At 68.8% G+C, this 21,724-nt stretch carries 17 protein-coding genes; 5 read left to right on the top strand and 12 right to left on the bottom strand.

Features of this window, described 5'->3' with window-relative positions; all coding sequences use genetic code 11:
• Positions 1-4: 4 nt before the first annotated feature.
• From folP to PO78_RS16485, 3 genes are all read right to left on the bottom strand, one after another.
• The gene (gene folP, locus PO78_RS16495) at positions 5-835 is read right to left on the bottom strand and encodes a dihydropteroate synthase (protein ID WP_012585166.1); all 831 of its coding nucleotides are present in this window, start codon (positions 833-835) and stop codon (positions 5-7) included.
• Between the two features lie 100 nt (positions 836-935).
• On the bottom strand, positions 936-2,828 hold the full coding sequence (gene ftsH / locus PO78_RS16490) for an ATP-dependent zinc metalloprotease FtsH (protein ID WP_004304508.1): 1,893 nt from the start codon (positions 2,826-2,828) through the stop codon (positions 936-938).
• 122 nt (positions 2,829-2,950) lie between these two features.
• Positions 2,951-3,574 carry an RlmE family RNA methyltransferase gene (locus tag PO78_RS16485; protein ID WP_043745285.1) on the bottom strand — a complete coding sequence of 208 codons (624 nt, stop codon included), beginning with the start codon at positions 3,572-3,574 and terminating at the stop codon, positions 2,951-2,953.
• An 82-nt stretch (positions 3,575-3,656) separates the two neighbouring features.
• Here PO78_RS16485 and yhbY point away from each other — a divergent pair, with 82 nt between their 5' ends.
• Positions 3,657-4,109: a ribosome assembly RNA-binding protein YhbY gene (yhbY, locus tag PO78_RS16480; protein ID WP_043745282.1), complete on the top strand. Its 453-nt coding sequence runs from the start codon at positions 3,657-3,659 to the stop codon at positions 4,107-4,109.
• A gap of 94 nt (positions 4,110-4,203) precedes the next feature.
• On the opposite strand, the gene greA is transcribed toward yhbY, so the two are convergent.
• From greA to PO78_RS16450, 6 genes are all read right to left on the bottom strand, one after another.
• Positions 4,204-4,680 (bottom strand): transcription elongation factor GreA, encoded by a 477-nt coding sequence (greA, locus tag PO78_RS16475; RefSeq protein WP_004303476.1) that lies wholly within the window; start codon positions 4,678-4,680, stop codon positions 4,204-4,206.
• Positions 4,677-7,907: a carbamoyl-phosphate synthase large subunit gene (gene carB, locus PO78_RS16470; protein ID WP_004303478.1), complete on the bottom strand. Its 3,231-nt coding sequence runs from the start codon at positions 7,905-7,907 to the stop codon at positions 4,677-4,679. Before carB ends, greA begins: the two co-directional genes overlap by 4 nt.
• Before the next feature lie 85 nt (positions 7,908-7,992).
• Positions 7,993-9,135 (bottom strand): glutamine-hydrolyzing carbamoyl-phosphate synthase small subunit, encoded by a 1,143-nt coding sequence (gene carA, locus PO78_RS16465; RefSeq protein ID WP_004303480.1) that lies wholly within the window; start codon positions 9,133-9,135, stop codon positions 7,993-7,995.
• Positions 9,136-9,295: 160 nt separating this feature from the next.
• A complete protein-coding gene (locus PO78_RS16460) occupies positions 9,296-11,797 on the bottom strand; it encodes a response regulator (RefSeq protein WP_197068794.1) in 2,502 nt (833 codons plus the stop codon).
• A gap of 8 nt (positions 11,798-11,805) precedes the next feature.
• Positions 11,806-12,612 carry a 4-hydroxy-tetrahydrodipicolinate reductase gene (gene dapB / locus PO78_RS16455; RefSeq protein WP_043745278.1) on the bottom strand — a complete coding sequence of 269 codons (807 nt, stop codon included), beginning with the start codon at positions 12,610-12,612 and terminating at the stop codon, positions 11,806-11,808.
• A 66-nt stretch (positions 12,613-12,678) separates the two neighbouring features.
• Positions 12,679-13,086 carry an outer membrane protein assembly factor BamE gene (locus PO78_RS16450; RefSeq protein ID WP_004303486.1) on the bottom strand — a complete coding sequence of 136 codons (408 nt, stop codon included), beginning with the start codon at positions 13,084-13,086 and terminating at the stop codon, positions 12,679-12,681.
• A gap of 249 nt (positions 13,087-13,335) precedes the next feature.
• Between PO78_RS16450 and fur the strand changes: the two genes are divergently transcribed.
• Entirely contained in the window at positions 13,336-13,776 is a 441-nt protein-coding gene (gene fur / locus PO78_RS16445) for a ferric iron uptake transcriptional regulator (RefSeq protein ID WP_004303488.1), read from the top strand.
• Between the two features lie 68 nt (positions 13,777-13,844).
• On the opposite strand, the gene recN is transcribed toward fur, so the two are convergent.
• Together recN and PO78_RS16435 are read right to left on the bottom strand one after the other, a co-directional pair.
• A complete protein-coding gene (gene recN, locus PO78_RS16440) occupies positions 13,845-15,500 on the bottom strand; it encodes a DNA repair protein RecN (RefSeq protein WP_012585163.1) in 1,656 nt (551 codons plus the stop codon).
• 82 nt (positions 15,501-15,582) lie between these two features.
• On the bottom strand, positions 15,583-16,464 hold the full coding sequence (locus PO78_RS16435) for an NAD kinase (protein ID WP_004303492.1): 882 nt from the start codon (positions 16,462-16,464) through the stop codon (positions 15,583-15,585).
• Between the two features lie 119 nt (positions 16,465-16,583).
• Between PO78_RS16435 and hrcA the strand changes: the two genes are divergently transcribed.
• Together hrcA and hemH are read left to right on the top strand one after the other, a co-directional pair.
• The gene (gene hrcA, locus PO78_RS16430) at positions 16,584-17,612 is read left to right on the top strand and encodes a heat-inducible transcriptional repressor HrcA (protein WP_004303494.1); all 1,029 of its coding nucleotides are present in this window, start codon (positions 16,584-16,586) and stop codon (positions 17,610-17,612) included.
• Positions 17,613-17,663: 51 nt separating this feature from the next.
• Positions 17,664-18,761 (top strand): ferrochelatase, encoded by a 1,098-nt coding sequence (gene hemH, locus PO78_RS16425; RefSeq protein WP_012585162.1) that lies wholly within the window; start codon positions 17,664-17,666, stop codon positions 18,759-18,761.
• A gap of 87 nt (positions 18,762-18,848) precedes the next feature.
• Here the strand turns inward: hemH and PO78_RS16420 are convergent, their stop codons facing one another.
• On the bottom strand, positions 18,849-20,213 hold the full coding sequence (locus PO78_RS16420; protein WP_043745274.1) for a serine/threonine protein kinase: 1,365 nt from the start codon (positions 20,211-20,213) through the stop codon (positions 18,849-18,851).
• 167 nt (positions 20,214-20,380) lie between these two features.
• Between PO78_RS16420 and PO78_RS16415 the strand changes: the two genes are divergently transcribed.
• Positions 20,381-21,700: a TRZ/ATZ family hydrolase gene (locus PO78_RS16415; RefSeq protein WP_004303498.1), complete on the top strand. Its 1,320-nt coding sequence runs from the start codon at positions 20,381-20,383 to the stop codon at positions 21,698-21,700.
• Positions 21,701-21,724: the final 24 nt, after the last annotated feature.

Here is a 21,724-nt window from a genome sequence, read left to right as displayed (position 1 = left end):
TTGCTCAGCATCCCGTCACGGTCGCCTTCCACACCGCGAGCGCGTCGCGAGTGGCGGCGACGTCATGCACCCGCACGATACGCGCGCCGTTCTGCACCGCGATCAGCGCCCCGGCGACGCTGGCCGCAAGCCGCTCGCCGACCGCGCGACCGGTGACTGCGCCGAGCATGGACTTGCGCGACAGCCCCGCCAGCACCGGCAACCCGCCGACGCCGACACGCGCGAGCTCGCGCAGCAGCGCATAGTTGTGGCCGACGCTCTTGCCGAAGCCGAAGCCAGGGTCGAGCACGATGCGCTCGCGCGCCACGCCTGCGGCCACGAGGGCGGCAACGCGCTCGTCGAGGAAGCCGGTCACCTCGCCGACCACGTCGGCGTAGCGCGGATCCTGCTGCATCGTACGCGGCTGGCCGAGCATGTGCATCACGCACAAGCCGGACTCGCCCGCGGCAACCGCCTCGATCGCACCCGATGCGCGGAACGCGTTGATGTCGTTGATCATGTCCGCACCCGCCGCGAGCGCGGCGCGCATCACCGTCGGCTTCAGGGTGTCGATCGAGAGCGGCACTTTCCAGCCGCGCGCGGCCTCGACGAAGCGCACCACGCGCTCGAGCTCCTGCGCCTCGGGCACCGGGTCCGATCCCGGCCGGGTCGACTCGGCGCCGATATCGAGCATCTCCGCCCCTTCCTCCAGCGCACGCTCGGCGCGCGCGAGCGCACGGGCGAGGTCGCCACGCAAACCGTCGCCGGAGAAGGAGTCGTCGGTCAGGTTGATGATCGCCATCACCCTGGGCTGGGACAGATCGAGCCGGAAGCGGCCGCATTGCAGGACGGACATCGAGACCTCGGGAAAAGCAAGGCGTCCGGGCGCAGGCGCGCGGACGCCGGAATGGAAAGGGGCCGGTCCGGCCGGCCCCTTGAAACGGAAGTTGTCGAACTCAGGCGGCAGGTGCTGGCGCGGTGGGCGCCGCACCCGGCGCGTCGTCCTTCGGACGGCTGGACGGCGCCGATGCCGGCTTCGGCGGACGCGGCGGGCGGCCGGCCATGATGTCATTCACCTGCTCGGCGTCGATGGTTTCCCATTCCAGCAACGCGGCCGTCATCGCCTCGACCTTGTCGCTGTTCTCTTCGAGCAAGCGCCGCGCCAGCGAGTACTGCTGATCGATGATGCGGCGGATCTCCGCGTCGACCTTCTGCATCGTCGCCTCGGACACGTTGCGGTGCGTGGTGACTTGGCGGCCGAGGAAGATCTCGCCCTCCTCCTCGCCATACACCATCGGTCCGAGCGTGTCGGACATGCCCCACTGCGTCACCATCCGGCGCGCGAGGTCAGTGGCACGGGCGAAGTCGTTAGACGCACCGGTCGTCATCTGCTTCATGAAGATCTCTTCGGCGATGCGGCCACCGAACAGCACGGCGATGGTCTGCAGCAGTCGATCGCGGTCCTGGCTGTAGCGATCCTCGGTCGGCAACTGCATGGTCACGCCCAGCGCACGGCCGCGCGGGATGATGGTCACCTTATGCACCGGATCGGTCTTGTCGAGCAGACGCGCCACCACCGCGTGACCGGACTCGTGGTAGGCGGTGTTGCGGCGCTCCTCCTCGGGCATGACCACCGAGCGGCGCTCGGCGCCCATCATGATCTTGTCCTTGGCGCGCTCGAAGTCCTCCATGTCGACCAGACGCTTGTTGGCGCGCGCGGCGAACAGCGCAGCCTCGTTCACCAGGTTGGCGAGGTCGGCACCGGCAAAGCCCGGCGTGCCGCGCGCCAGCACCTGCGGATCGACGTCGGGCGCGATCGGCACCTTGCGCATGTGCACCTTGAGAATCTGCTCGCGACCACGGATGTCGGGCAGCGCCACCACCACCTGGCGGTCGAAGCGGCCCGGGCGCAGCAGAGCCGGGTCGAGCACGTCGGGGCGGTTGGTCGCGGCGATCACGATCACGCCGGTCTGGCCCTCGAAACCGTCCATTTCGACCAGCAACTGGTTGAGCGTCTGCTCGCGCTCGTCATTGCCGCCGCCCAGACCCGCACCACGCTGGCGGCCGACCGCGTCGATCTCGTCGATGAAGATGATGCAGGGCGCCTGCTTCTTGGCCTGCTCGAACATGTCGCGCACGCGCGCCGCGCCTACGCCGACGAACATCTCGACGAAGTCGGAGCCGGAGATCGAGAAGAAGGGCACCTTGGCCTCTCCGGCGATCGCCTTGGCGAGCAGGGTCTTGCCGGTACCCGGCGAACCGACCATCAGCACGCCCTTGGGAATGCGGCCGCCGAGCTTCTGAAACTTGGACGGATCACGCAGGAACTCGACCAGCTCGGCAACTTCTTCCTTGGCCTCGTCGCAGCCGGCAACGTCGGCAAAGGTCACCGAATTGGCCGACTCGTCGAGCATGCGCGCCTTGCTCTTGCCGAAGGAGAACGCCCCGCCCTTGCCCCCGCCCTGCATCTGGCGCATGAAGAAGATCCACACGCCGATCAGCAGCAACATCGGGAACCACGACACGAATACGCTGGCGAGGAAGGACTGCTCCTCCTCGGGCTTGCTGGCGTTGATCTGAACGCCGTAGCGCATCAGGTCTGAAATCATCCAGATGTCCTGCACGCCCGGCGTATACACCGTGATCGTGCGCCCTTCCTGGGTGGTGGCCTTGAGCACGCGGCCATCGACGGTCGCGCGCGCGATCCGTCCCGCCTTGGCCTCCTCCAGGAACTGGGAATACTCCATGGTGCTGGCCGGCGTCTGGCGCGTGTTGAACTGGTTGAATACCGTCATCAGCACGACGCCGATAACCATCCAGATCGCGAGATTCTTGAAGAGATTGTTCAACTTTCTGTTCCCCGAAAGCCATTCCGGCCTGTACGCGACTGACCGATTCTAGTGGCGATTGTTCCCACGGGCAAACCAATGGGGCACATAGCGCAACCCAATCGCCACTCCCGCATGCGAACTCAAGGCCGGCGCGGCCCCCGGCCGACGAGATAGACCTCGGCGCTACGGTCGCGCGAAGCCTTGGGCTTGCGCACCTGCACCGAGACGAACGCCGCCTCCATCTGCTTGCGATACTCCATGAAGCCCTCGCCCTGGAACACCTTGACCACGAACTGCCCACCCGGCTTGAGATGACGCACCGCGAAGTCCAGCGCCAATTCGCAAAGATGTAGCGAACGTGCCTGGTCGACCGTCGCAACCCCTGAAAGGTTCGGCGCCATATCCGACAGCACCACATCCACGCTCGCGCCACCAAGGCGCGCTTCGAGCTCCTCGAGCACGGCATCCTCGGTAAAGTCGCCGAGCAGGAACTCCACCCCCGCCACCGGCTCCATGGGCAGGAGGTCGAGCGCGAAGATGCGTCCCTTGGGCCCGCAGCGCTTCACCGCAAGCTGGCACCACGAGCCGGGCGCCGCTCCCAGGTCGACGACCACCGCGCCCGGACGCAGCAGGTGGTCGCGCTCGTCTATCTCGAGCAGCTTGAAGGCGGCGCGTGCGCGATAACCCTCGGCCTGGGCGCGTTGCACCCAGGGATCGTTCACATGATCGTGCACCCAGGCACGGCTGGTCTTGTTCTTCTTCATCCTCGCTCCATCCGCGACGGCCATCCTTGGCACGTACGGGGTAGAATCCGCGTCCCGGGCTTCACCCATCCAGAGATTTGCAATGACCGAGCTTTCCCCGGCCGAGCGCAGCGAGCTGCGCGCCCGTGCCCACCACCTGAACCCCGTCGTGACCGTAGCCGGCAACGGCCTCACGCCGGCCGTCCTCGCCGAGATCGAACGCGCCCTGCAGGCGCACGAGCTCATCAAGGTCAAGGTCCAGGGCGCCGAACGCGAGCAGCGCGAGGCCTTGATGCAGGAGCTGTGCGCCGCGGTGGACGCCGCCCCGGTGCAGCACATCGGCAGCATCCTCGTCGTCTGGCGTGCGCGCCGCGAGGACGACAAGAGCTCCGCGCCCGCAGAGAAGAAGCCTGTGCGCGCTTCCACCGCCAAGTCGGCCGCCGCCTTCGCCGCCGCCGCGCGTCGTGCCGCGCTCGCCAAGGCGAGCGCCGAGTCGCGCCGCTCGCCGGCACGTGCGCCCGCCCCGCGCGGACGCGGCGCCGCACGCGGCCGCTGAGCCGCACCCGCCCGGCTCGCCTTGCGTCGAGGCTGCAAACAAAGGGGCGGTGCATCGCACCGCCCTCTTCATCGCCACGCCGGCAAGGTGCAGATCAGACGTAGCGCACGTCCAGGATCTCGTACTCGCGCACCCCGCCGGGCGCCTGCACCTCGGCGATGTCCCCCGCGTATTTTCCGATCAGCGCACGCGCGATCGGCGAGCTGATCGAGATCTTGTTGTCCTTGATGTCGGCTTCATCGTCGCCGACGATCTGGTAGGTCACGACCTGGCCGGACTCGAGGTCTTCGAGCTCGACCGTGGCGCCGAACACGCAGCGACCGTCCGCATCGAGCAGTGTCGGATCGATGATCTGCGCGTTGGCGAGCTTGGACTCGACCTCCATGATGCGGCCCTCGATGAAGCCCTGGCGATCCTTGGCAGCCTCGTACTCGGCGTTCTCGGAGAGGTCGCCGTGCGACCGCGCCTCGGCGATCGCGGCGATCACGTTGGGGCGCTCGACGGTCTTCAGTCGATGGAGTTCGGTGCGCAGCTTCTCGGCGCCGGCGACGGTAAGCGGGGTCTTGTTCATGCTTGCTGCTTCAGTTCGGCGTGCAGGCCCTGCACGGAATACACCTCGAGACCGTTCGAAAGGTGGCGCATGCCCATGCACGCGGCGCGCGCGCCCTCGATGGTGGTGAAGATCGACACCTTTGCGGCGAGCGCGCTGGTGCGGATCGAGCGCGAGTCAGCGATCGCCTGGCGCTTCTCATCGACGGTGTTGATCACCAGCACGATCTCCTCGTTCTTGATGATGTCGACGATGTGCGGACGGCCCTCGTTGACCTTGTTGACCACGCCAACCGGGATCCCGGCGGCCTCGATCGCCGCTGCGGTGCCGCGGGTGGCCACCAGCGCGAAGCCCATCTCGTGCAGCTCGCGCGCGACCTCGATCGCGACCGGCTTGTCGGTCGGACGCACGCTGATGAACACCGTGCCCGCGGTTGGCAGGCGCACGCCCGCGCCCATCTGGCTCTTCACGAAGGCCTCGGCGAAGCTGCGGCCCACGCCCATGACCTCGCCGGTGGACTTCATCTCGGGCCCGAGGATGGTATCCACGCCGGGGAACTTCACGAACGGGAACACCGCCTCCTTGACCGAGTAGTAAGGCGGAACGATCTCACCGCTGACGCCCTGCTCGGCCAGGCTCTGACCCGCCATGCAGCGCGCGGCGATCTTGGCCAGCGGCAGCGAGCAGGCCTTGGAGACGAAGGGCACGGTGCGCGAGGCGCGCGGGTTCACCTCGAGCACATAGACGACCGCATTGTCGCCCTCGCCCTGGATCGCGAACTGCACGTTCATCAGGCCGACGACCTTCAGCGCGCGCGCCATGGCCTCGGTCTGGCGGCGCAACTCGTCCTGCAGCCTCGCCGACAGGGTATAGGGTGGCAGCGAGCAGGCCGAGTCGCCCGAATGCACGCCGGCCTGCTCGATGTGCTCCATGATGCCGCCGATCATCACCTGCTTGCCGTCGGACAGCGCATCGACGTCCACCTCCGTGGCGTCGTTGAGGAAGCGGTCGAGCAGCACCGGCGACTCGTTCGAGACCTTGACCGCCTCGCGCATGTAGCGCTCGAGGTCCTTCTGCTCGTGCACGATCTCCATCGCGCGGCCACCCAGCACGTAGGACGGGCGTACCACCAGCGGATAGCCGATCTCGGCCGCGAGGCGCACGGCTTCGGCGGGCGTCCGCGCGGTGCGGTTGGGCGGCTGACGCAGACCGAGCTCGACGAGCAGTTGCTGGAAACGCTCGCGGTCCTCGGCGGCGTCGATCATGTCGGGGCTGGTGCCGATGATCGGCACGCCGTTGGCTTCGAGCGCCTGCGCGCGCTTGAGCGGAGTCTGGCCGCCGAACTGCACGATCACGCCGACCGGCTTCTCGATGTGCACGATCTCGAGCAGGTCTTCGAGCGTGATCGGCTCGAAGTACAGGCGGTCCGAGGTGTCGTAGTCGGTGGACACCGTCTCCGGGTTGCAGTTGACCATGATGGTCTCGTAGCCATCCTCGCGCAGGGCGAGCGCCGCATGCACGCAGCAGTAGTCGAACTCGATGCCCTGGCCGATGCGGTTGGGACCACCGCCGAGCACCATGATCTTCTTGCGCTCGGTCGGCATCGCCTCGCACTCGTCCTCGTAGGACGAATACAGGTAGGCGGTGGAGGTGGCGAACTCGGCCGCGCAGGTGTCGACGCGCTTGAACACCGGGCGCACGCCCAGCGTATGCCGATGCAGGCGCACCGCGGTCTCGTCAGCATTGAGCAGCTTGGCCAGGCGGCGGTCGGAGAAGCCCTTCTTCTTGAGCTCGCGCAGCTCGGCGGCCTGCAGCGCCTTCAGCGAGCGCCCGGCGAGCGCCTTCTCGGAGAGCACGATGTCCTCGATCTGGGCGAGGAACCAGGGGTCGATCTTGGACAGGTTGAAAACCTGCTCGAGGCTCATACCCTCGCGGAAAGCCTGGCCCACGTACCAGATGCGCTGCGCGCCCGGGCTGGCGATCTCGTGCTCGAGATCCTCGCGGTCGGCCTCGACCTCGTCCAGGCCATACACGCCGACCTCCAGCCCACGCAGCGCCTTCTGGAAGGATTCCTGGAAGCTGCGGCCCATCGCCATGACCTCGCCCACCGATTTCATCTGGGTGGTCAGGCGGTCGTTGGCCTGGGGGAATTTCTCGAACGCGAAGCGCGGGATCTTGGTGACGACGTAGTCGATCGAAGGCTCGAAGGACGCCGGGGTGGCGCCACCGGTGATGTCGTTGCGCAGCTCGTCGAGGGTGTAGCCCACCGCCAGCTTGGCCGCGACCTTGGCGATCGGGAAACCGGTGGCCTTGGAGGCCAGCGCCGACGAACGCGACACGCGCGGGTTCATCTCGATGACGATCATGCGACCGTCCTGGGGATTGATGGCGAACTGCACGTTCGAGCCGCCCGTGTCCACCCCGATCTCGCGCAGCACCGCGATCGAGGCGTTGCGCATGATCTGGTATTCCTTGTCGGTGAGCGTCTGCGCCGGCGCGACGGTGATCGAGTCGCCGGTGTGCACGCCCATCGGGTCGAGGTTCTCGATCGAGCACACGATGATGCAGTTGTCGGCGCGGTCGCGCACGACCTCCATCTCGTATTCCTTCCAGCCCAGCAGCGACTCCTCGATCAGCAGCTCGTTGGTCGGACTCGCCTCGAGGCCGCGCTTGCAGATCTCCTGGAACTCTTCCATGTTGTAGGCGATGCCGCCGCCGGTGCCGCCGAGCGTGAAGCTCGGGCGGATGATCACCGGGAAGCCGATGCCACCCTGGACCTGGAGCGCCTCTTCCATGCTGTGGGCGATGCCCGAGCGCGCGGAGCCGAGACCGATCCTGGTCATCGCGTCCTTGAACTTGAGGCGGTCCTCCGCCTTGTCGATCGCCTCTTCCGAAGCGCCGATGAGCTCGACGCCGTACTTGGCGAGCACGCCGTGGCGACCGAGGTCGAGCGCGCAGTTGAGCGCGGTCTGGCCGCCCATGGTCGGCAGGATCGCGTCGGGACGCTCCTTGTCGATGATGCGCTCGACCACCTGCCAGGTGATCGGTTCGATGTAGGTGACGTCGGCCGTCTCCGGGTCGGTCATGATGGTCGCCGGGTTCGAGTTGACCAGGATGACCTTGTAGCCTTCCTCGCGCAGGGCCTTGCAGGCCTGGGCGCCGGAATAGTCGAACTCGCAGGCCTGGCCGATGATGATCGGGCCGGCGCCGATGATCAGGATGGTCTTGATGTCTGTACGTTTCGGCATTGTCTTGCCTCGATGATTCCTCGACGCCGCGACTGTCGCGCGCGTCAAAAACTGGGGGGCAGGCCGCAGCCTGCCGCGGGCCGGGTTACTTGGCGGCTTCCATCAGACCGATGAAGCGGTCGAACAGGTAGGCGACGTCATGCGGCCCGGGGCTCGCTTCCGGGTGTCCCTGGAAGGAGAAGGCGGGCACGTCGGTGCGCGCAATCCCCTGATTGGTGCCATCGAACAAGGATACGTGCGTCACCTTCAGGTTCGCCGGCATGGTCGCCGGATCGACCGCGAAGCCGTGGTTCTGGCTGGTGATCAGCACTTTGCCGGTGTCGAGATCCTTGACCGGATGGTTGGCGCCATGGTGACCGGTGGGCATCTTCATGGTCTTCGCGCCCGAGGCCAGCGCCAGCAGCTGGTGGCCGAGGCAGATGCCGAAGGTCGGCATGCGCGCGGCGACGAGCTCGCGGATCGCGGCGATCGCGTAGTCGCAGGGCTCGGGGTCGCCGGGGCCGTTGGACAGGAACACCCCATCCGGATTCAGCGCCAGCACTTCGGATGCCGGCGTCTGCGCCGGCACCACCGTGAGGCGGCAGCCGCGCTCGACCAGCATGCGCAGGATGTTGTACTTGACGCCGAAGTCGTAGGCGACGACGTGGAAGCGCCCGTCGGCGCGGTCGCTGTAGCCGCTCCCGAGCGCCCACTCGGCCTGCTTCCATTCATAGCGCTCGGCGACACTGACGACCTTGGCGAGGTCCATGCCCGCGAGGCCGGGAAAGGCGCGCGCCTGGGCCACGGCAGCCTCGGCGTCGAGCGCCTGGCCCGCGGCCGCAGTGACGATGCAGCCCGCCTGCGCACCCTTCTCGCGCAGCACGCGGGTGAGCTTGCGGGTGTCGAGGCCTGCGATCGCGACCACCTTCTCGGCGCGCAGGTAGGCGTCCAGGCGCTGGGTCATGCGAAAGTTGGACGGCAGGATGGGCAGGTCGCGGATGACCAGACCGGCCGCCTGCACGCGCGAGGACTCGATGTCCTCGGGGTTGATGCCGGTGTTGCCGATATGCGGATAGGTCAGGGTGACGATCTGGCGGCAATAGCTCGGGTCGGTCAGGATTTCCTGATACCCCGACATCGAGGTGTTGAACACCACCTCGCCGACCGTGCTGCCAACCGCGCCGATACCCTTGCCGTGGAAGACGGTTCCATCGGCGAGCGCAAGAAGGGCGGGCGGGAATGCACTCACGAGAAGCTCCTGGAATCTGCTTGGGAAGTCATGCGGGCACGCGAACGACGCGCCCGATATGTACAAAAAGCGGGACGGGCCTCCGGGCCGATCCCGCTTCGAAAACCTTTCAATTGTATATTTCCGGCGGATTCAAGGCAAATCGCCCGCGCACCTTCGCTCACCTGCCGCAGGCCGTTTCTTCCCGCAGAACCTCGCCGAGCAGCTCGATCTCGCGCGCCGCAAGGCCCGCCTGGCTGGTCAGCGCGCGCGGATCGCCCGCCGCGGCCAGCTCCTCCAGACGGCGCGCGGCATCCACCGCACGCTGCGCCGAGAACACCCCGACCGAGCCCTTGATCATGTGCCCGAGCTCGCGCAGGCGCGCGAAATCCATGTCGGCGGCGCCCTTGTGCAAGTCGGCGACCGTGCGCGGCAGATCGCGCAGGAAGACCTCGACCAGTTGCTCGACCACCCCGTCCTCGCCTGCGAACATCGCGCGCGCGTCGTCGAGGCAGGCGATGCGGCGACGGTCGGCAGGATCGAGCTCGAGCAGGGTGATGTCGCCGGCGGCCTCGTCGGCATCCGCCGGACCCAGCACGCGCTCGATCGCGGCGAACAGCGCCTCGGGGCGGACCGGCTTGGCGACGTAGTCGTCCATCCCCGCCTGCAGGCAGCGCTCGCGGTCGCCCTCCATCGCGTGCGCGGTCATCGCGATGATCGGCACCGGCTTCCAGTCGCCCGCGAGCACCCAGCTGCGCCGCGCCTCGCGCGCGCGGATGGCCTGCGTGGCCTCGATGCCGCCCATCACCGGCATCTGCACGTCCATCAGCACCACGTCGAAGTGACGGTTGTCGATCGCCTCGAGGGCCTCCTCACCGTTGTTCGCCACCGTCACGCTGTGGCCGACGTGCTCGAGCATGCGCTTGGCCACGGTCTGGTTGACCGGGTTGTCCTCGACCACCAATACCTCGAGCACGCGCGCCGGCGGCTCCATCCCCACCGTGGAGCGCAGCTCGACCGGTGCGAGCTCGAAGGGCGGCGGCTCGGCAGCCTCGCGCTCGCCGCCCTGCGCCATGCGCAGCACGGCCAGCAGGTCCTCGGCCGAGAAGGGCTTGGCGAGGCGGTAGCCGAGCCCGAGCTCCTCGCAGCGCAGGGCATCGTTGCGCTGCGAGTGGCTCGCCATCATCGGAATGATGCGGTCCGGCCGCGGCCACGCGGCGGCGAAGCGCTGCGCCAGCGCGAAGCCGCCCGGCTCCGGCAGGTCCGCATCCATCAGCAGGAACGCGAAGGGATCGCTGCCGTCCGCGGCGCGCGCCAGCGCCTGCTCCACCGCCACGCCACTGCAGGCCGCCTCGGCACGCAGGGCGGCCTCCTGCAGGGTCGCGCACAGGAAATCGGCGAAGGCGGCGTTCGCGCTCGCCACCAGCACCCGCGTCCCGGCGAGTGCGCCGACGCGCAGCGGGGTCGGGTCGGCGACCGCGCGCAGCGGCAGGGTCACCTCGAAGCGGCTGCCCGCACCCGGCACGCTATCGACACCGATCCGGCCCCCCATCAGCTCGGTGAGCTGGCGGCAGATCGCCAGACCGAGGCCCGTGCCGCCGTACTTGCGCGTGGTCGAATTGTCCGCCTGCGAGAAGGCGCCGAAGATCGCCTCGAGCTTGTCGGGCGCGATGCCGCAGCCGGTGTCGCGCACGAGGAACTCGATGCTGGCCGCGCCGCCGTTGCGCTGGACGCAGCGCACGCGCACCTCGACCTCGCCGTGCTCGGTGAACTTGATCGCGTTGCCGATGAGATTCACCAGGATCTGGCGCAGCCGGGTGGGGTCGCCGCGCAGCACCGAGGGCACGTCGGGCGCGACGTCATAGTAGAGCTCCAGCCCCTTCTGCGAAGCACGCAGCGCGAGCGCGCGACAGGTCTCCGACACCACCGAGTGCAACGAGAAGTCGATCTGCTCGACGCTCAGGCGGCCAGCCTCGATGCGCGAGAAGTCGAGGATGTCGTTGATGATGGTCAGCAAGGCCTCGGCCGAGGACTTGACCGTCTGCAGGTACTCGCGCTGCTCGCCCGCGATCGTGGAGTCGAGCAGCAGGTCGGTCATGCCGATGATGCCGTTCATCGGCGTGCGGATCTCGTGGCTCATGTTGGCGAGGAAGTCGCCCTTGGCCCGGCTCGCCGCCTCGGCTGCCTCCTTGGCCTGGAGCAGTTCGATCTCGCGCAGCTTGCGCTCGGTGACATCACGGTAGGTGCCCTCGACGCGCGCCCAGCGCCCGTCCTCGCCGCGGCCGCTCGCGTTGCCGCACACCTCGATCCAGTGCCAGCTCGCGTCCTGCGCGCGAATGCGGATCTCCGCGCGCAGCTCGGCCGCTTCTCCGCCGAGGTGGGCGCGCAGCGCCTGCTGCAGCGCCGCCCTGCCCTCGTCGTCCACCAGCGCCATCCAGTCGCCCGCATCCCCTCCGTCGTAACCGAGCAGCCTGCGCCAGCGTTCGTCGAGCCGGATCGAGCCGCCACGCAGGTCCATGTACCACACGCCGGCACCCGCATTCGCCGACACCAGGTCGAGGTGCCGGCGCGCGCGCGCCAAGCTGCGCAGCGCCGCATCGCGCTCGGCGCGCAGGCCGGAGAGCTCCGCCTCGACGGAACCGGGATCGGGAGGACTCCCGCGCGATTCGGCCGCGCCGCTCATGGCAGGCCTCAGCGCAGGCCGAGCACGTCCTGCATGTCGTAGAGCCCCTTCGCACGACCGGCGAGAAAGCGCGCCGCCCGCATCGAGCCGAGCGCATAGGGCATGCGGCTGCCCGACTTGTGGGTGATCTCGATGCGCTCGCCGATGCCGGCGAACAGCACCGTGTGGTCACCCACCACATCGCCGCCACGGATCGTCGAAAAGCCGATGGTCTCGGCGCTGCGCTCGCCGGTGTGGCCCTCGCGGCCATAGACAGCGCAGGTCTCGAGGTCGCGTCCAAGCTCGCGGGCGACGACCTCGCCCATGCGCAGCGCCGTGCCGGAGGGGGCATCGACCTTGAAGCGGTGGTGGGCCTCGATGACCTCGACGTCGTAGCCCTCGGAGAGGATGCGCGCGGCGACCTCGAGCAAGCGGAACACCGCGTTCACGCCCACCGCCATGTTGGGCGCGAAGACCACGGGAACGTGCTCGGCAGCGGCGGCGATCGCGGTCTTGCCGGCGGCATCGAAACCGGTCGTGCCGATCACCATCGCCTTGCCGGCGGCACGCGCGAGCGCGAGGTGCGCGAGCGTGCCCTCGGGTCGGGTGAAGTCGATCACGCAATCGGCCGCGCCGATCGCGGCGGCGGCATCGTCGGTGATGAGCACGCCGGTGGCCACGCCGGCCATCTCGCCGGCATCGCGACCGATGAAGGGGGTGTCGCTGCGATCGAAGGCGGCGGCGAGCGCGACGCCCTCCTCCTTCAGCGCGGCCTCGATCAGCATTCTGCCCATGCGCCCGGAGGCACCGGCGATCGCGACTCGAATCTGGGACATCGGATTGTTTTCCTGCATCAATGGGCCGGCGCGGACGGCCGACCCGGGATGAACCCGGGCGCCGCCTCAGCGCGCGCTGGCGGGGGGGATCTCGACCACGCGCGAGCGCTCCTGCGCCGCCGCGGCGGGCGTACCCGAGGCGGCAGCGACGTCGCCCTCGATGCGGTCGAGCACGTCGCCCGTGAAGAACAGCGAGATCACGCGCTGCTGCGCCTCGCCACTGCCCGGGCGGAAGCGATAGACGTAGTCCCAGCGGTCCTTGCGGAACATGTCGACCACCAGGGGGGAGCCGAGCACGTAGCGCACCTGGTCGCGGGTCATGCCGCGGCGAAGCTGCGCGACCATCTCCTGGTCGACGTAATTGCCTTGGCGGATGTCGATCCGGTAGGGGTCGACCAGGCCGACAACGGAGTCGAAGGAGCAGCCTGCAAGCAGGCCGGAAGAGACGATGAGCGCAGCGAGGAGGGAACGCATGGGAGAGTGGGCGCCGGGATGCGACCGGGGTCGCAGTTCTCAGTTAGGGGCAAAAAATATAACATAGCCGCGATCGACGGCGCTCGACCGCCATTGCCGGAGACTGCCCGCGGGGGCTCCTGCCTGCTGCGGCGTACACCGTAACGGGCTGGCATCGACCTCCCGCGAGTCCCTGGACAACGGTCGGCCAAACGGCCTTCGCAGGCTCCCGCAACCCGATCTCCCGCAAGTCAACCTCATCCAGAGCCCATGTCCGACAACTCCAGGAACCTGAAAAGCATCGGCCTGAAGGCGACCTACCCCCGCCTGAAGATCCTCGACCTCTTCCAGAGCTCGGAGCAGCGCCACCTGACCGCGGAGGATGTATACCGCACGTTGATGAACGAAGGCATGGACATCGGCTTGGCCACGGTCTACCGCGTACTGACGCAGTTCGAGCAGGCCGGACTGCTCGAGCGCCACTACTTCGAGTCGGGCAAGGCGGTGTTCGAACTCGCCGAAGGCGGCCATCACGACCATCTGGTGTGCATGCAGTGCGGCAAGGTCGAGGAGTTCTTCGACGCCGAGATCGAACGTCGGCAGAACCAGATCGCGCTCGAACGCGGCTTCGCGATCCGCGAGCACGCGCTCTACATCTACGCCGACTGCCAGCGCGAAAACTGCCCCAACCTCGGGCGCGAGAAGGACTGAAGCCGCGCCGGACCGAGGCATCGCGACGGATGCGCGCCAGCGCCGAGGGCGCGCGGACGACGCGGAAATCAGCGCCGGCCGAGCATCTCGGCCGCGTGTTCGCGGGTGGTCGCGGTGATATTCACGCCGCCGAGCATGCGCGCGACCTCCTCCACCCGCGCCGCGTCGTCGAGCGGCGCGACCTCGCTCAGCGTCTCGCCGCCCTGCTCGCGCTTGGCGATGCGCCACTGCCAGTCCGCGCAGGCCGCCACCTGGGGCAGGTGGGTGACGCAAAGCACCTGGCGATCCTGCCCGAGGCGGGCGAGCAGCTTGCCGACGATCTCGGCGACGCGACCGCCAATGCCCACGTCCACTTCGTCGAAGATCAGCGTGGGCACCGCGCTGTCGCGGCTGGTGATGACCTGGATGGCCAGCCCGATGCGCGACAGTTCGCCGCCGGAAGCCACCTTGGCGAGGCTGCGCAGCGGCTGGCCGGCATTCGCGGCAACACGGAACTCCACCTCCTCGACGCCTGCCGCGGAGGGTGCGCAAGGTGTGAGCGCGACCTCGAAGCGGCCACCCGCCATCGCCAGGTCCTGCATCGCGGCGGCGATCTCCTCCGACAGCCGGCGCGCGGCGGGGAGGCGCGCCGCGGTGAGCTCGGCCGCGACGGACTCGAAGGCGGCCCGCGCCGCCTGCGCCGCCGCGGCAAGGCGCGCCGGATCGGCGGTCGCTTCCAATGTGTCCAGGCGCTCGCGCCACTGCTGCGCGAGCGCGGGCAGCTCCTCGGGCTGGACGCGATACTTGCGCGCCGCCTCCATGACCGCGGCGATGCGGCGCTCGAGCTCGGCGAGACGTCCCGGATCGAGGTCGAGCCGGTCACGATAGCGGCGCAGGGCGTGCAGGGCCTCGTCGGCCTGGATGGCGGCGGCGGAGATCAGTTCGCGCACATCCGCCAGCCCGGCGTCGAAGTCGGCCAGCGCGGCGATGCGGCCGTCGAGGCGGCCCAGCACGGAGCACACCGCAAGTTCACCCTCGCCGAGCGCCACCACCGCCGCCTCCGCCCCCTCGATCAGGCTCGCGGCGTGGGCCAGGCGAGCGTGCTCGGCATTGATCTCCGCCCATTCCTCGATGTCGAAGCCGACCTGCTCGAGCTCGCGCAGCTGCCAGGCGAGCAGCTCGCGCTCGCGCGCCGAGCTCGCCGAGTCGGCCTCCGCTTCGCGCTGCAGGCGCAGCAGGCGCTGCCACTCGCGGTGGCGCGCGGCCACCTCGGCGACCAGCGCCCCCGCGCCCGCCTGGGCGTCGAGCAGGGCACGCTGCGCGTCGGTGCGCAGCAACGCGTGGTGGGCGTGCTGACCATGGATGTCGGCCAGCCACTCGCCGGCGGCGCGCAGCTGAGCGAGCGTGGCCGCCACGCCGTTGATCCACGCGCGGCTGCGGCCGCCCATATCGATCGTGCGGCGCAGGATCAGCATGCCCTCGTCGGCGGGCAGTTCCTGCTCGACGAGCCAGGCAGCGAGTCCCTCGCCGGCGGGCAGGTCGAATTCGGCGGCCACGTCGGCGCGCTCGCGGCCGCTGCGCACCATGGCTGCCTCGCCGCGCCCGCCGAGCGCGAGCCCGAGCGCATCGAGCAGGATCGACTTGCCGGCGCCGGTCTCCCCGGTCAGCGCACCGAAGCCGGCGGCGAATTCGAGGTCGAGGCGATCGACGATGACGAAGTCACGGATGGTCAGGCGGCGGAGCATGGCAGCGGCGGTCGCGGGTGGGGTTGGGACGGGACGACGGGGCCTGAGGAGTGGCGGCGCGGAGATCGGGCGGCGGGTGCGCTCACACCCTCGGCGCCGCGCTCCAGTGCAGCTTCTGGCGCAGCATCGCGAAGTAGGAATAGCCCTCGGGATGCAGCAGGCGCAAGCTGCGGCTCGAGCGTGTCATGCGCACGCAGTCGCCCGCGCGCAGGTCGAAACGGGTCTGGCCATCGAAGTGCACCCGGGCGTCGTGCGGCGGCAGCAGCACGATGTCGATGCGGCAGGAGTCGGGCAGCGTGATCGGGCGTGCGGTGAGCGCGTGCGGGCACAGCGGCACCAGCGCGATCCCGCCCACGCTCGGGTGCAGGATCGGGCCGTTGGCCGACAGCGCGTAGGCGGTCGAGCCGGTGGGGGTGGATACGATCATGCCGTCCGAGCGCTGGGTGTAGACGAACTCCTCGTCGATCGACAGCTCGAACTCGATCATGCGCCCGAGCTCGCCCTTGTTCACCACCACGTCGTTGAGGGCGAGCGTGTGGAACACGCGTGCGCCGCCGCGCAGCACCTCGACGTCGAGCATGAAACGGTCCTCGGCGGTGAAGGCGCCGTCGAGGATCTCGGCGAGGCGCTCGGTGGCCGAGCTGCGCGCGATGTCCGTGAGGAAGCCGAGGCGGCCGAGGTTGACGCCCACCAGCGGGACGCCGTGCTCGATCAGCCGGCGCGCGGTGTGCAGCATGGTGCCGTCGCCGCCGATCACCACCGCGAGGTCGGCGCTCGCGCCGATATGCTCGTAGCTTGCCACCGGGAAGTCGTGGGCGCCGCCGATGGAACTCGCGGTGCCCTGCTCGATCAACACCGCAAGGCCGCGATCGCGCAGGAAGCGGGCGATCGACAGCACCGACTCGGCCACGTCGGGGCTCTGATATTTGCCGATGAGGGCAAGCGTGCGGAATGGCGTGCTCATGGGCGCCGATTAAACCACAATCGTCCCCGCGCTTGACACCGCCGCGCCCGCGCGCGGTGGCCCGCAGTGGCCAGCGCGGGCGTGCTTCAATAGAATCGGCCTCTCGACTCCAGGCAGCCATGAATCCGCTCGACGCACGCTCCCAGATCCTCCTCAAGACCCTGATCGAACGCCACATCGCGGACGGCCAGCCGGTCGGCTCGCGCGCGCTGTCGCGCTATTCCGGTCTGGAGCTGTCGCCGGCGACGGTGCGCAACGTGATGAGCGACCTCGAGGAGATGGGCTTCATCGCCAGCCCGCACACCTCGGCAGGCCGCATCCCGACCGCGCTCGGCTATCGTTTCTTTGTCGACTCGCTGCTCACCGTGCAGCCGCTCGAGAACGCCCGCGTGCGCGCCCTCGAAGGCCAGCTGCTGCCCAACCAGCCGCAGCGCCTGATCAGCTCGGCCTCGCACCTGCTCTCCGAACTCACCCAGTTCGCCGGCGTGGTGGTGGCACCGCGCAAGGACGCGGTGCGCATCCGCCAGTTCGAGTTCATCAGCCTGGCCGAAAATCGCATCCTGCTGATCATCGTCACCACCGGCGGCGACGTGCAGAATCGCCTGCTGATCACCCGGCGCGCCTACACGCCGACCGAGCTCAACGGCGCTGCCGCCTACCTCAACGAGCACTTCGCCGGCCTGTCCTTCGAGGAGATCCGCCGCCGCCTCGGCGACGAGCTGCGCCAGCTGCGCAGCGACATGAGCGAACTGATGACCGCGACCGTCGACGCCGGCTCGGAAGCCGCCGAAGACAACGCGGCGAGCTACGTACTTTCGGGCGAAACCAAGCTGCTCGACGTCGAGGACCTGTCGAGCAACATGTCGCAGCTGCGCGAGCTCTTCAGGCTCTTCGAGCAGCGCACCGGCCTGCTCCAGCTGCTCGACCTGTCCAACCGCGCCGAGGGCGTGCAGATCTTCATCGGTGGCGAATCCGGCCTCGCCCCGCTCGACGGCTGCAGCGTGATCACCGCGCCCTACGAGGTCGACGGCCAGGTGGTCGGCTCGCTCGGTGTCATCGGCCCCACCCGCATGGCCTACGACCGCGTGATCCCGATCGTCGACATCACCGCCCGGCTGCTCTCGAACGCCCTCTCCTCCAAGCACTGATTCCGGCGTGCGCCTGCCTTGCCGTGCGCACGCCCCCACCCGAGGACCACGATGCCCCGTTACCGGCCCGAACCGATCCACCGTCACGACAGCACGCCGCGCACCGGCGTGCTGCTGGTCAACCTGGGCACCCCCGCCGCCCCCACCGCCGCCGCGCTGCGTCCCTACCTCAAGCAGTTCCTTTCCGACCCGCGCGTGGTCGAGATCCCGCGCCTGGTGTGGTGGCCGATCCTCAACGGCATCATCCTCAACACGCGGCCCAAGGCCTCGGCACAGAAATACGCCAGCATCTGGACCGACGAGGGCTCACCGCTGCTGGTGCACACCGTACGTCAGACCAAGCTGCTCGCCGGCTATCTCGCCAAGGACGGCTACGACGGGCTCGACATCGATTACGCGATGCGCTACGGCGCACCCGCGATCGGCGACACCCTGGACGCGATGCGCGCGCGCGGCTGCACCCGCATCCTGGTGGTGCCGATGTACCCGCAGTATTCCGCGAGCACCACCGCCACCGTGGTCGACGAGGTCGGCCGCAGCCTGGCGCGCTGGCGCAACCAGCCCGAGATGCGCTTCGTGCGCAATTTCCACGACGACCCTGGCTACATCGATGCGCTGGTGAAGAGCGTGCGCGAGCACTGGGCGGCCAACGGCGAGCCCGAGCGCCTGCTGCTGAGCTTCCACGGCGTGCCGCGGCGCTCGCTCGATCTCGGCGACCCCTATCACTGCGAGTGCCACAAGACCGGCCGCCTCGTCGCCGAAGGCCTCGGCGTGGCACGCGAGCGCGTACTGGTCACGTTCCAGTCGCGCTTCGGCAAGGCAGAATGGCTCAAGCCCTACACCCAGCCCACCCTGGAACAGCTCGCCGCCGAGGGCGTGCGCCGCGTCGACGTGATGTGCCCGGGCTTCGTCGCGGACTGCCTGGAGACGCTGGAGGAGATCGCGCTCGAGTGCAAGGAAGCCTTCCTGGAGAAGGGCGGCCAGGCCTTCCACTACATCCCCTGCCTGAACGAGCGCGACGCCTGGATCAAGGCGCTGGCCGCGCTGGTGCGCAAGCACCTGGGCAACTGGCTGGAGATCGCCGCGCCGGACGCCGCCGCGCGCAGCGCCGCACTCGAGCGCGCACGCACGCTCGGCGCCGGGCAGTAGCAGCGATGCCCGCCCGCACAGACTGGCCGAAACAGCCCGGCTCGGAGGGATTCAGGCGGGTGCGGGCGGACTCCACCCGCAATTCATTCAGTAGTCGACGATCTGCAGGTCGTGCCCGACCGGCGCCGCGCGCACCGCACGCACCGCCGCGGGGGCGTGCTCGGCCGCCTGGCGCGACACCGCCGCAAGCCGGCGCACGGCGACGGTGCCAAGCTGGCGACGGAAGCGCTCCAGCACTTCCTCGCTCGCAAGCGCGAGCGCGGCGGGGTTGACTTCGAGATAGCTGAGCTCGTCGAGCGACACCGCGCTCAGCAGCTGCTTGTGCTCGAGCTGGTCGAGCCAGGCCTGCTCGCCGAAAACCTCGCCCGGCCCCACCTCCAGCACCCGCCGCCCGCCGATGGAGAGCTCGACCTTGCCCTCGAGCACGATCCCGAAGCGCTGATCGAGGTCGCCCTCGCGCATCAGGCCGAGGTCGCTGCCGACCTTGCGCCAGGCGCAGATCCGCATCACCTCCCACAGATCCACGTCCTCGAACTCGGTGAAGAAGGCCAGTTTGCGCAGGCGCGCGAAGCGCTCGGCGTCGTGGTGCACGTGACCTTCGTCGAGGATCTGGTAGCGGACCGCGGCGAGGTCCTTGGCGAACTCCGCGCCGTTGCGGTAGCGCGAGTAGAGGTCCTTCTCGAGCGCCTTGCGGATTACCGCGTCCATCTGCTCGGGCACGTCCGGGTTGAGCTGCGAGACCGAGGGCGGATCGGCGTTGATGATCTTATAGACGAGCTGCGCCGGATTGCTCGCGCGGAAGGGCAGCCGCCCGGTCAGCATGTGGAACAGCAGCACGCCGAGCGAATACAGGTCGGTCTTCTGGTTGAGCGGATAGCCCTTGATCTGCTCCGGGCTCATGTAGGCCGGGGAGCCTACGCCCATGATGAAGGTCGAGTCGGTGTCGAGCTTCTTGTTGATGTTGAGCGCGAGGCCGAAGTCGGTGATCTTCACGTTGTCCTGCTCGTCGACCAGGATGTTCGCCGGCTTGATGTCGCGGTGCACGATGCCCTGGCGGTAAGCGTGGTCGAGCGCCATGCAGCACTTGAACACGATCCCGATCGTGCGATGGATGGGCAGCAGGTTCTGGAAGCTGCAGTAGCGCTCCAGCGAGCCGCCCGGGAAGTACTCCATCACCACGTAGGCCTCGTCGGGCTCGATCGAGGCATCGTGGATACGGATGATATTGGGGTGGTCGAGGCGGCCCGACACCACGCGCTCGGCCTTCAGCAGCTTGATCAGGCGGCGGTTCCACTTCGCCTCGTCGCGCGCCTTGTCGTCGAAGCGCACGTGCTTGAGCGCCACCGGCTCGGGGTAGTCCGGGGTCTCGGCGAGATAGACCACCGCGGTCGCGCCGCGGCCGATCTCCTTGATGATCCTGTACTTGCCGATGCGTTCGGGAATCCGGTTCATGCTGTCTTGCAGGGCGGGGGCGCCCGCGCGGCCGGCGGGCTTCGGCGCGATTGTTGCACGATCCGGTGCCGGCGTGCGCCTCCACACCCGCAGCGGCGCGGGATTGTCCGCCCGGGCCGCGCATGCTTGAATGAGGCTCTCCCCGCAACTGCCCGCCAGGAGCCGCCTTGAGCGAAGCCGTAGACCTGCTGATCAACGCCCGCTGGATCGTCCCCGTCGAACCGCGCGACGCTGTGCTCGCCGACCACGCGGTGGCGATCCGCGGCGGACGCATCGTCGATCTCCTCGGCCAGGACGAGGCGCGCACGCGCTACGTCGCGGACGAGGTGGTCGAGCTGCCGCGGCACCTGCTGATCCCCGGCCTGGTGAACCTGCACACCCACGCCGCGATGAGCCTGCTGCGCGGCATCGCCGACGACCTGCCGCTGATGCGCTGGCTGGAGGAGGCGATCTGGCCGGCCGAGAGCCGTCACGTTTCCGCCGCCTTCGTGCGCGACGGCACCCTGCTCGCCGCGGCCGAGATGATCCGTGGCGGCATCACCACCTGCAGCGACATGTACTTCCACCCCGAGGCGGCGGCGGAAGCCTTCGCCGCCGCGGGCATGCGCGCGGTGGTCGGCGCGGTCGTGCTGGAATTCCCCACCTCGTACGCGAGCGACCCCGAGGACTACCTGCGCAAGGGCCTGGCCGCCCGCGACCGCTGGCAGGGCCACCCGCGGCTCGGCTTCTCGATCGCCCCGCACGCGCCCTACACCGTCTCGGACGACAGCTTCCACCAGGTGCAGACCCTCGCGGACGAACTCGGCCTGCCGATCCATGTGCACATCCACGAGACCGCACAAGAGATCGCCGACTCCCTCGCCGTCCACGGCTGCCGGCCGCTCGCTCGCCTCGCGCGCCTCGGCGTGCTCGGCAGCAATCTGATCGGCGTCCATGCGGTGCATCTGGACGAGGCCGACATCGAACTGCTCGCCCGCCACGGCTGCAGCGTCGCGCACTGCCCCACCTCGAACATGAAGCTCGCCAGCGGCATCGCGCCGGTGCCGCGCCTGCTCGCCGCCGGCGTCCCGGTCGGCCTCGGCACGGACGGCGCGGCGAGCAACAACCGCCTCGACCTGCTCCAGGAGATGCGCCACGCCGCGCTGCTCGCCAAGGTCGGCAGCCTGGATGCCACCGCGGTACCGGCGCATGCCGCCTTGCGCATGGCCACGCTCGGGGGCGCGCGCGCATTGGGCATGGACGATCGCATCGGCTCGATCGAAAAAGGCAAATGCGCCGATCTTTGCGCACTCGACCTTTCCGCACCGCAATGCCGGCCCTGTTTCGATCCGGTGTCGCATCTCGTCTACGTATGCGGTCGCGAAAACGTCTCCCACGTATGGATCGACGGCGAAACCCGCGTGGACAAAGGCGTCTCGCTGTTGCATATTAACGACACCGAATTGCTCCGGCTCGTGTCGATGTGGCAAACTAAGCTCGGTAATTGAACTGGATATACTGGTACAAACCGA

Source organism: Thauera sp. SWB20 (assembly GCF_000831325.1).
Lineage (GTDB): Bacteria > Pseudomonadota > Gammaproteobacteria > Burkholderiales > Rhodocyclaceae > Thauera > Thauera aminoaromatica.
Note: the sequence above shows the minus strand (reverse complement) of the source record. Positions and strands in the feature narration are given on the sequence as shown.

Bases quoted from the DNA above. Each gene is read 5' to 3' on its own strand.
- yhbY (WP_043745282.1), top strand. From the start codon at position 3,657: ATGACCGAGCTTTCCCCGGCCGAGCGCAGCGAGCTGCGCGCCCGTGCC.
- PO78_RS16420 (WP_043745274.1), bottom strand. From the start codon at position 20,213: ATGAACCGGATTCCCGAACGCATCGGCAAGTACAGGATCATCAAGGAG.
- folP (WP_012585166.1), bottom strand. From the start codon at position 835: ATGTCCGTCCTGCAATGCGGCCGCTTCCGGCTCGATCTGTCCCAGCCC.
- dapB (WP_043745278.1), bottom strand. From the start codon at position 12,612: ATGTCCCAGATTCGAGTCGCGATCGCCGGTGCCTCCGGGCGCATGGGC.
- greA (WP_004303476.1), bottom strand. From the start codon at position 4,680: ATGAACAAGACCCCGCTTACCGTCGCCGGCGCCGAGAAGCTGCGCACC.
- PO78_RS16450 (WP_004303486.1), bottom strand. From the start codon at position 13,086: ATGCGTTCCCTCCTCGCTGCGCTCATCGTCTCTTCCGGCCTGCTTGCA.
- PO78_RS16485 (WP_043745285.1), bottom strand. From the start codon at position 3,574: ATGAAGAAGAACAAGACCAGCCGTGCCTGGGTGCACGATCATGTGAAC.
- fur (WP_004303488.1), top strand. From the start codon at position 13,336: ATGTCCGACAACTCCAGGAACCTGAAAAGCATCGGCCTGAAGGCGACC.
- hrcA (WP_004303494.1), top strand. From the start codon at position 16,584: ATGAATCCGCTCGACGCACGCTCCCAGATCCTCCTCAAGACCCTGATC.
- recN (WP_012585163.1), bottom strand. From the start codon at position 15,500: ATGCTCCGCCGCCTGACCATCCGTGACTTCGTCATCGTCGATCGCCTC.
- PO78_RS16460 (WP_197068794.1), bottom strand. From the start codon at position 11,797: ATGAGCGGCGCGGCCGAATCGCGCGGGAGTCCTCCCGATCCCGGTTCC.
- carB (WP_004303478.1), bottom strand. From the start codon at position 7,907: ATGCCGAAACGTACAGACATCAAGACCATCCTGATCATCGGCGCCGGC.
- PO78_RS16435 (WP_004303492.1), bottom strand. From the start codon at position 16,464: ATGAGCACGCCATTCCGCACGCTTGCCCTCATCGGCAAATATCAGAGC.
- hemH (WP_012585162.1), top strand. From the start codon at position 17,664: ATGCCCCGTTACCGGCCCGAACCGATCCACCGTCACGACAGCACGCCG.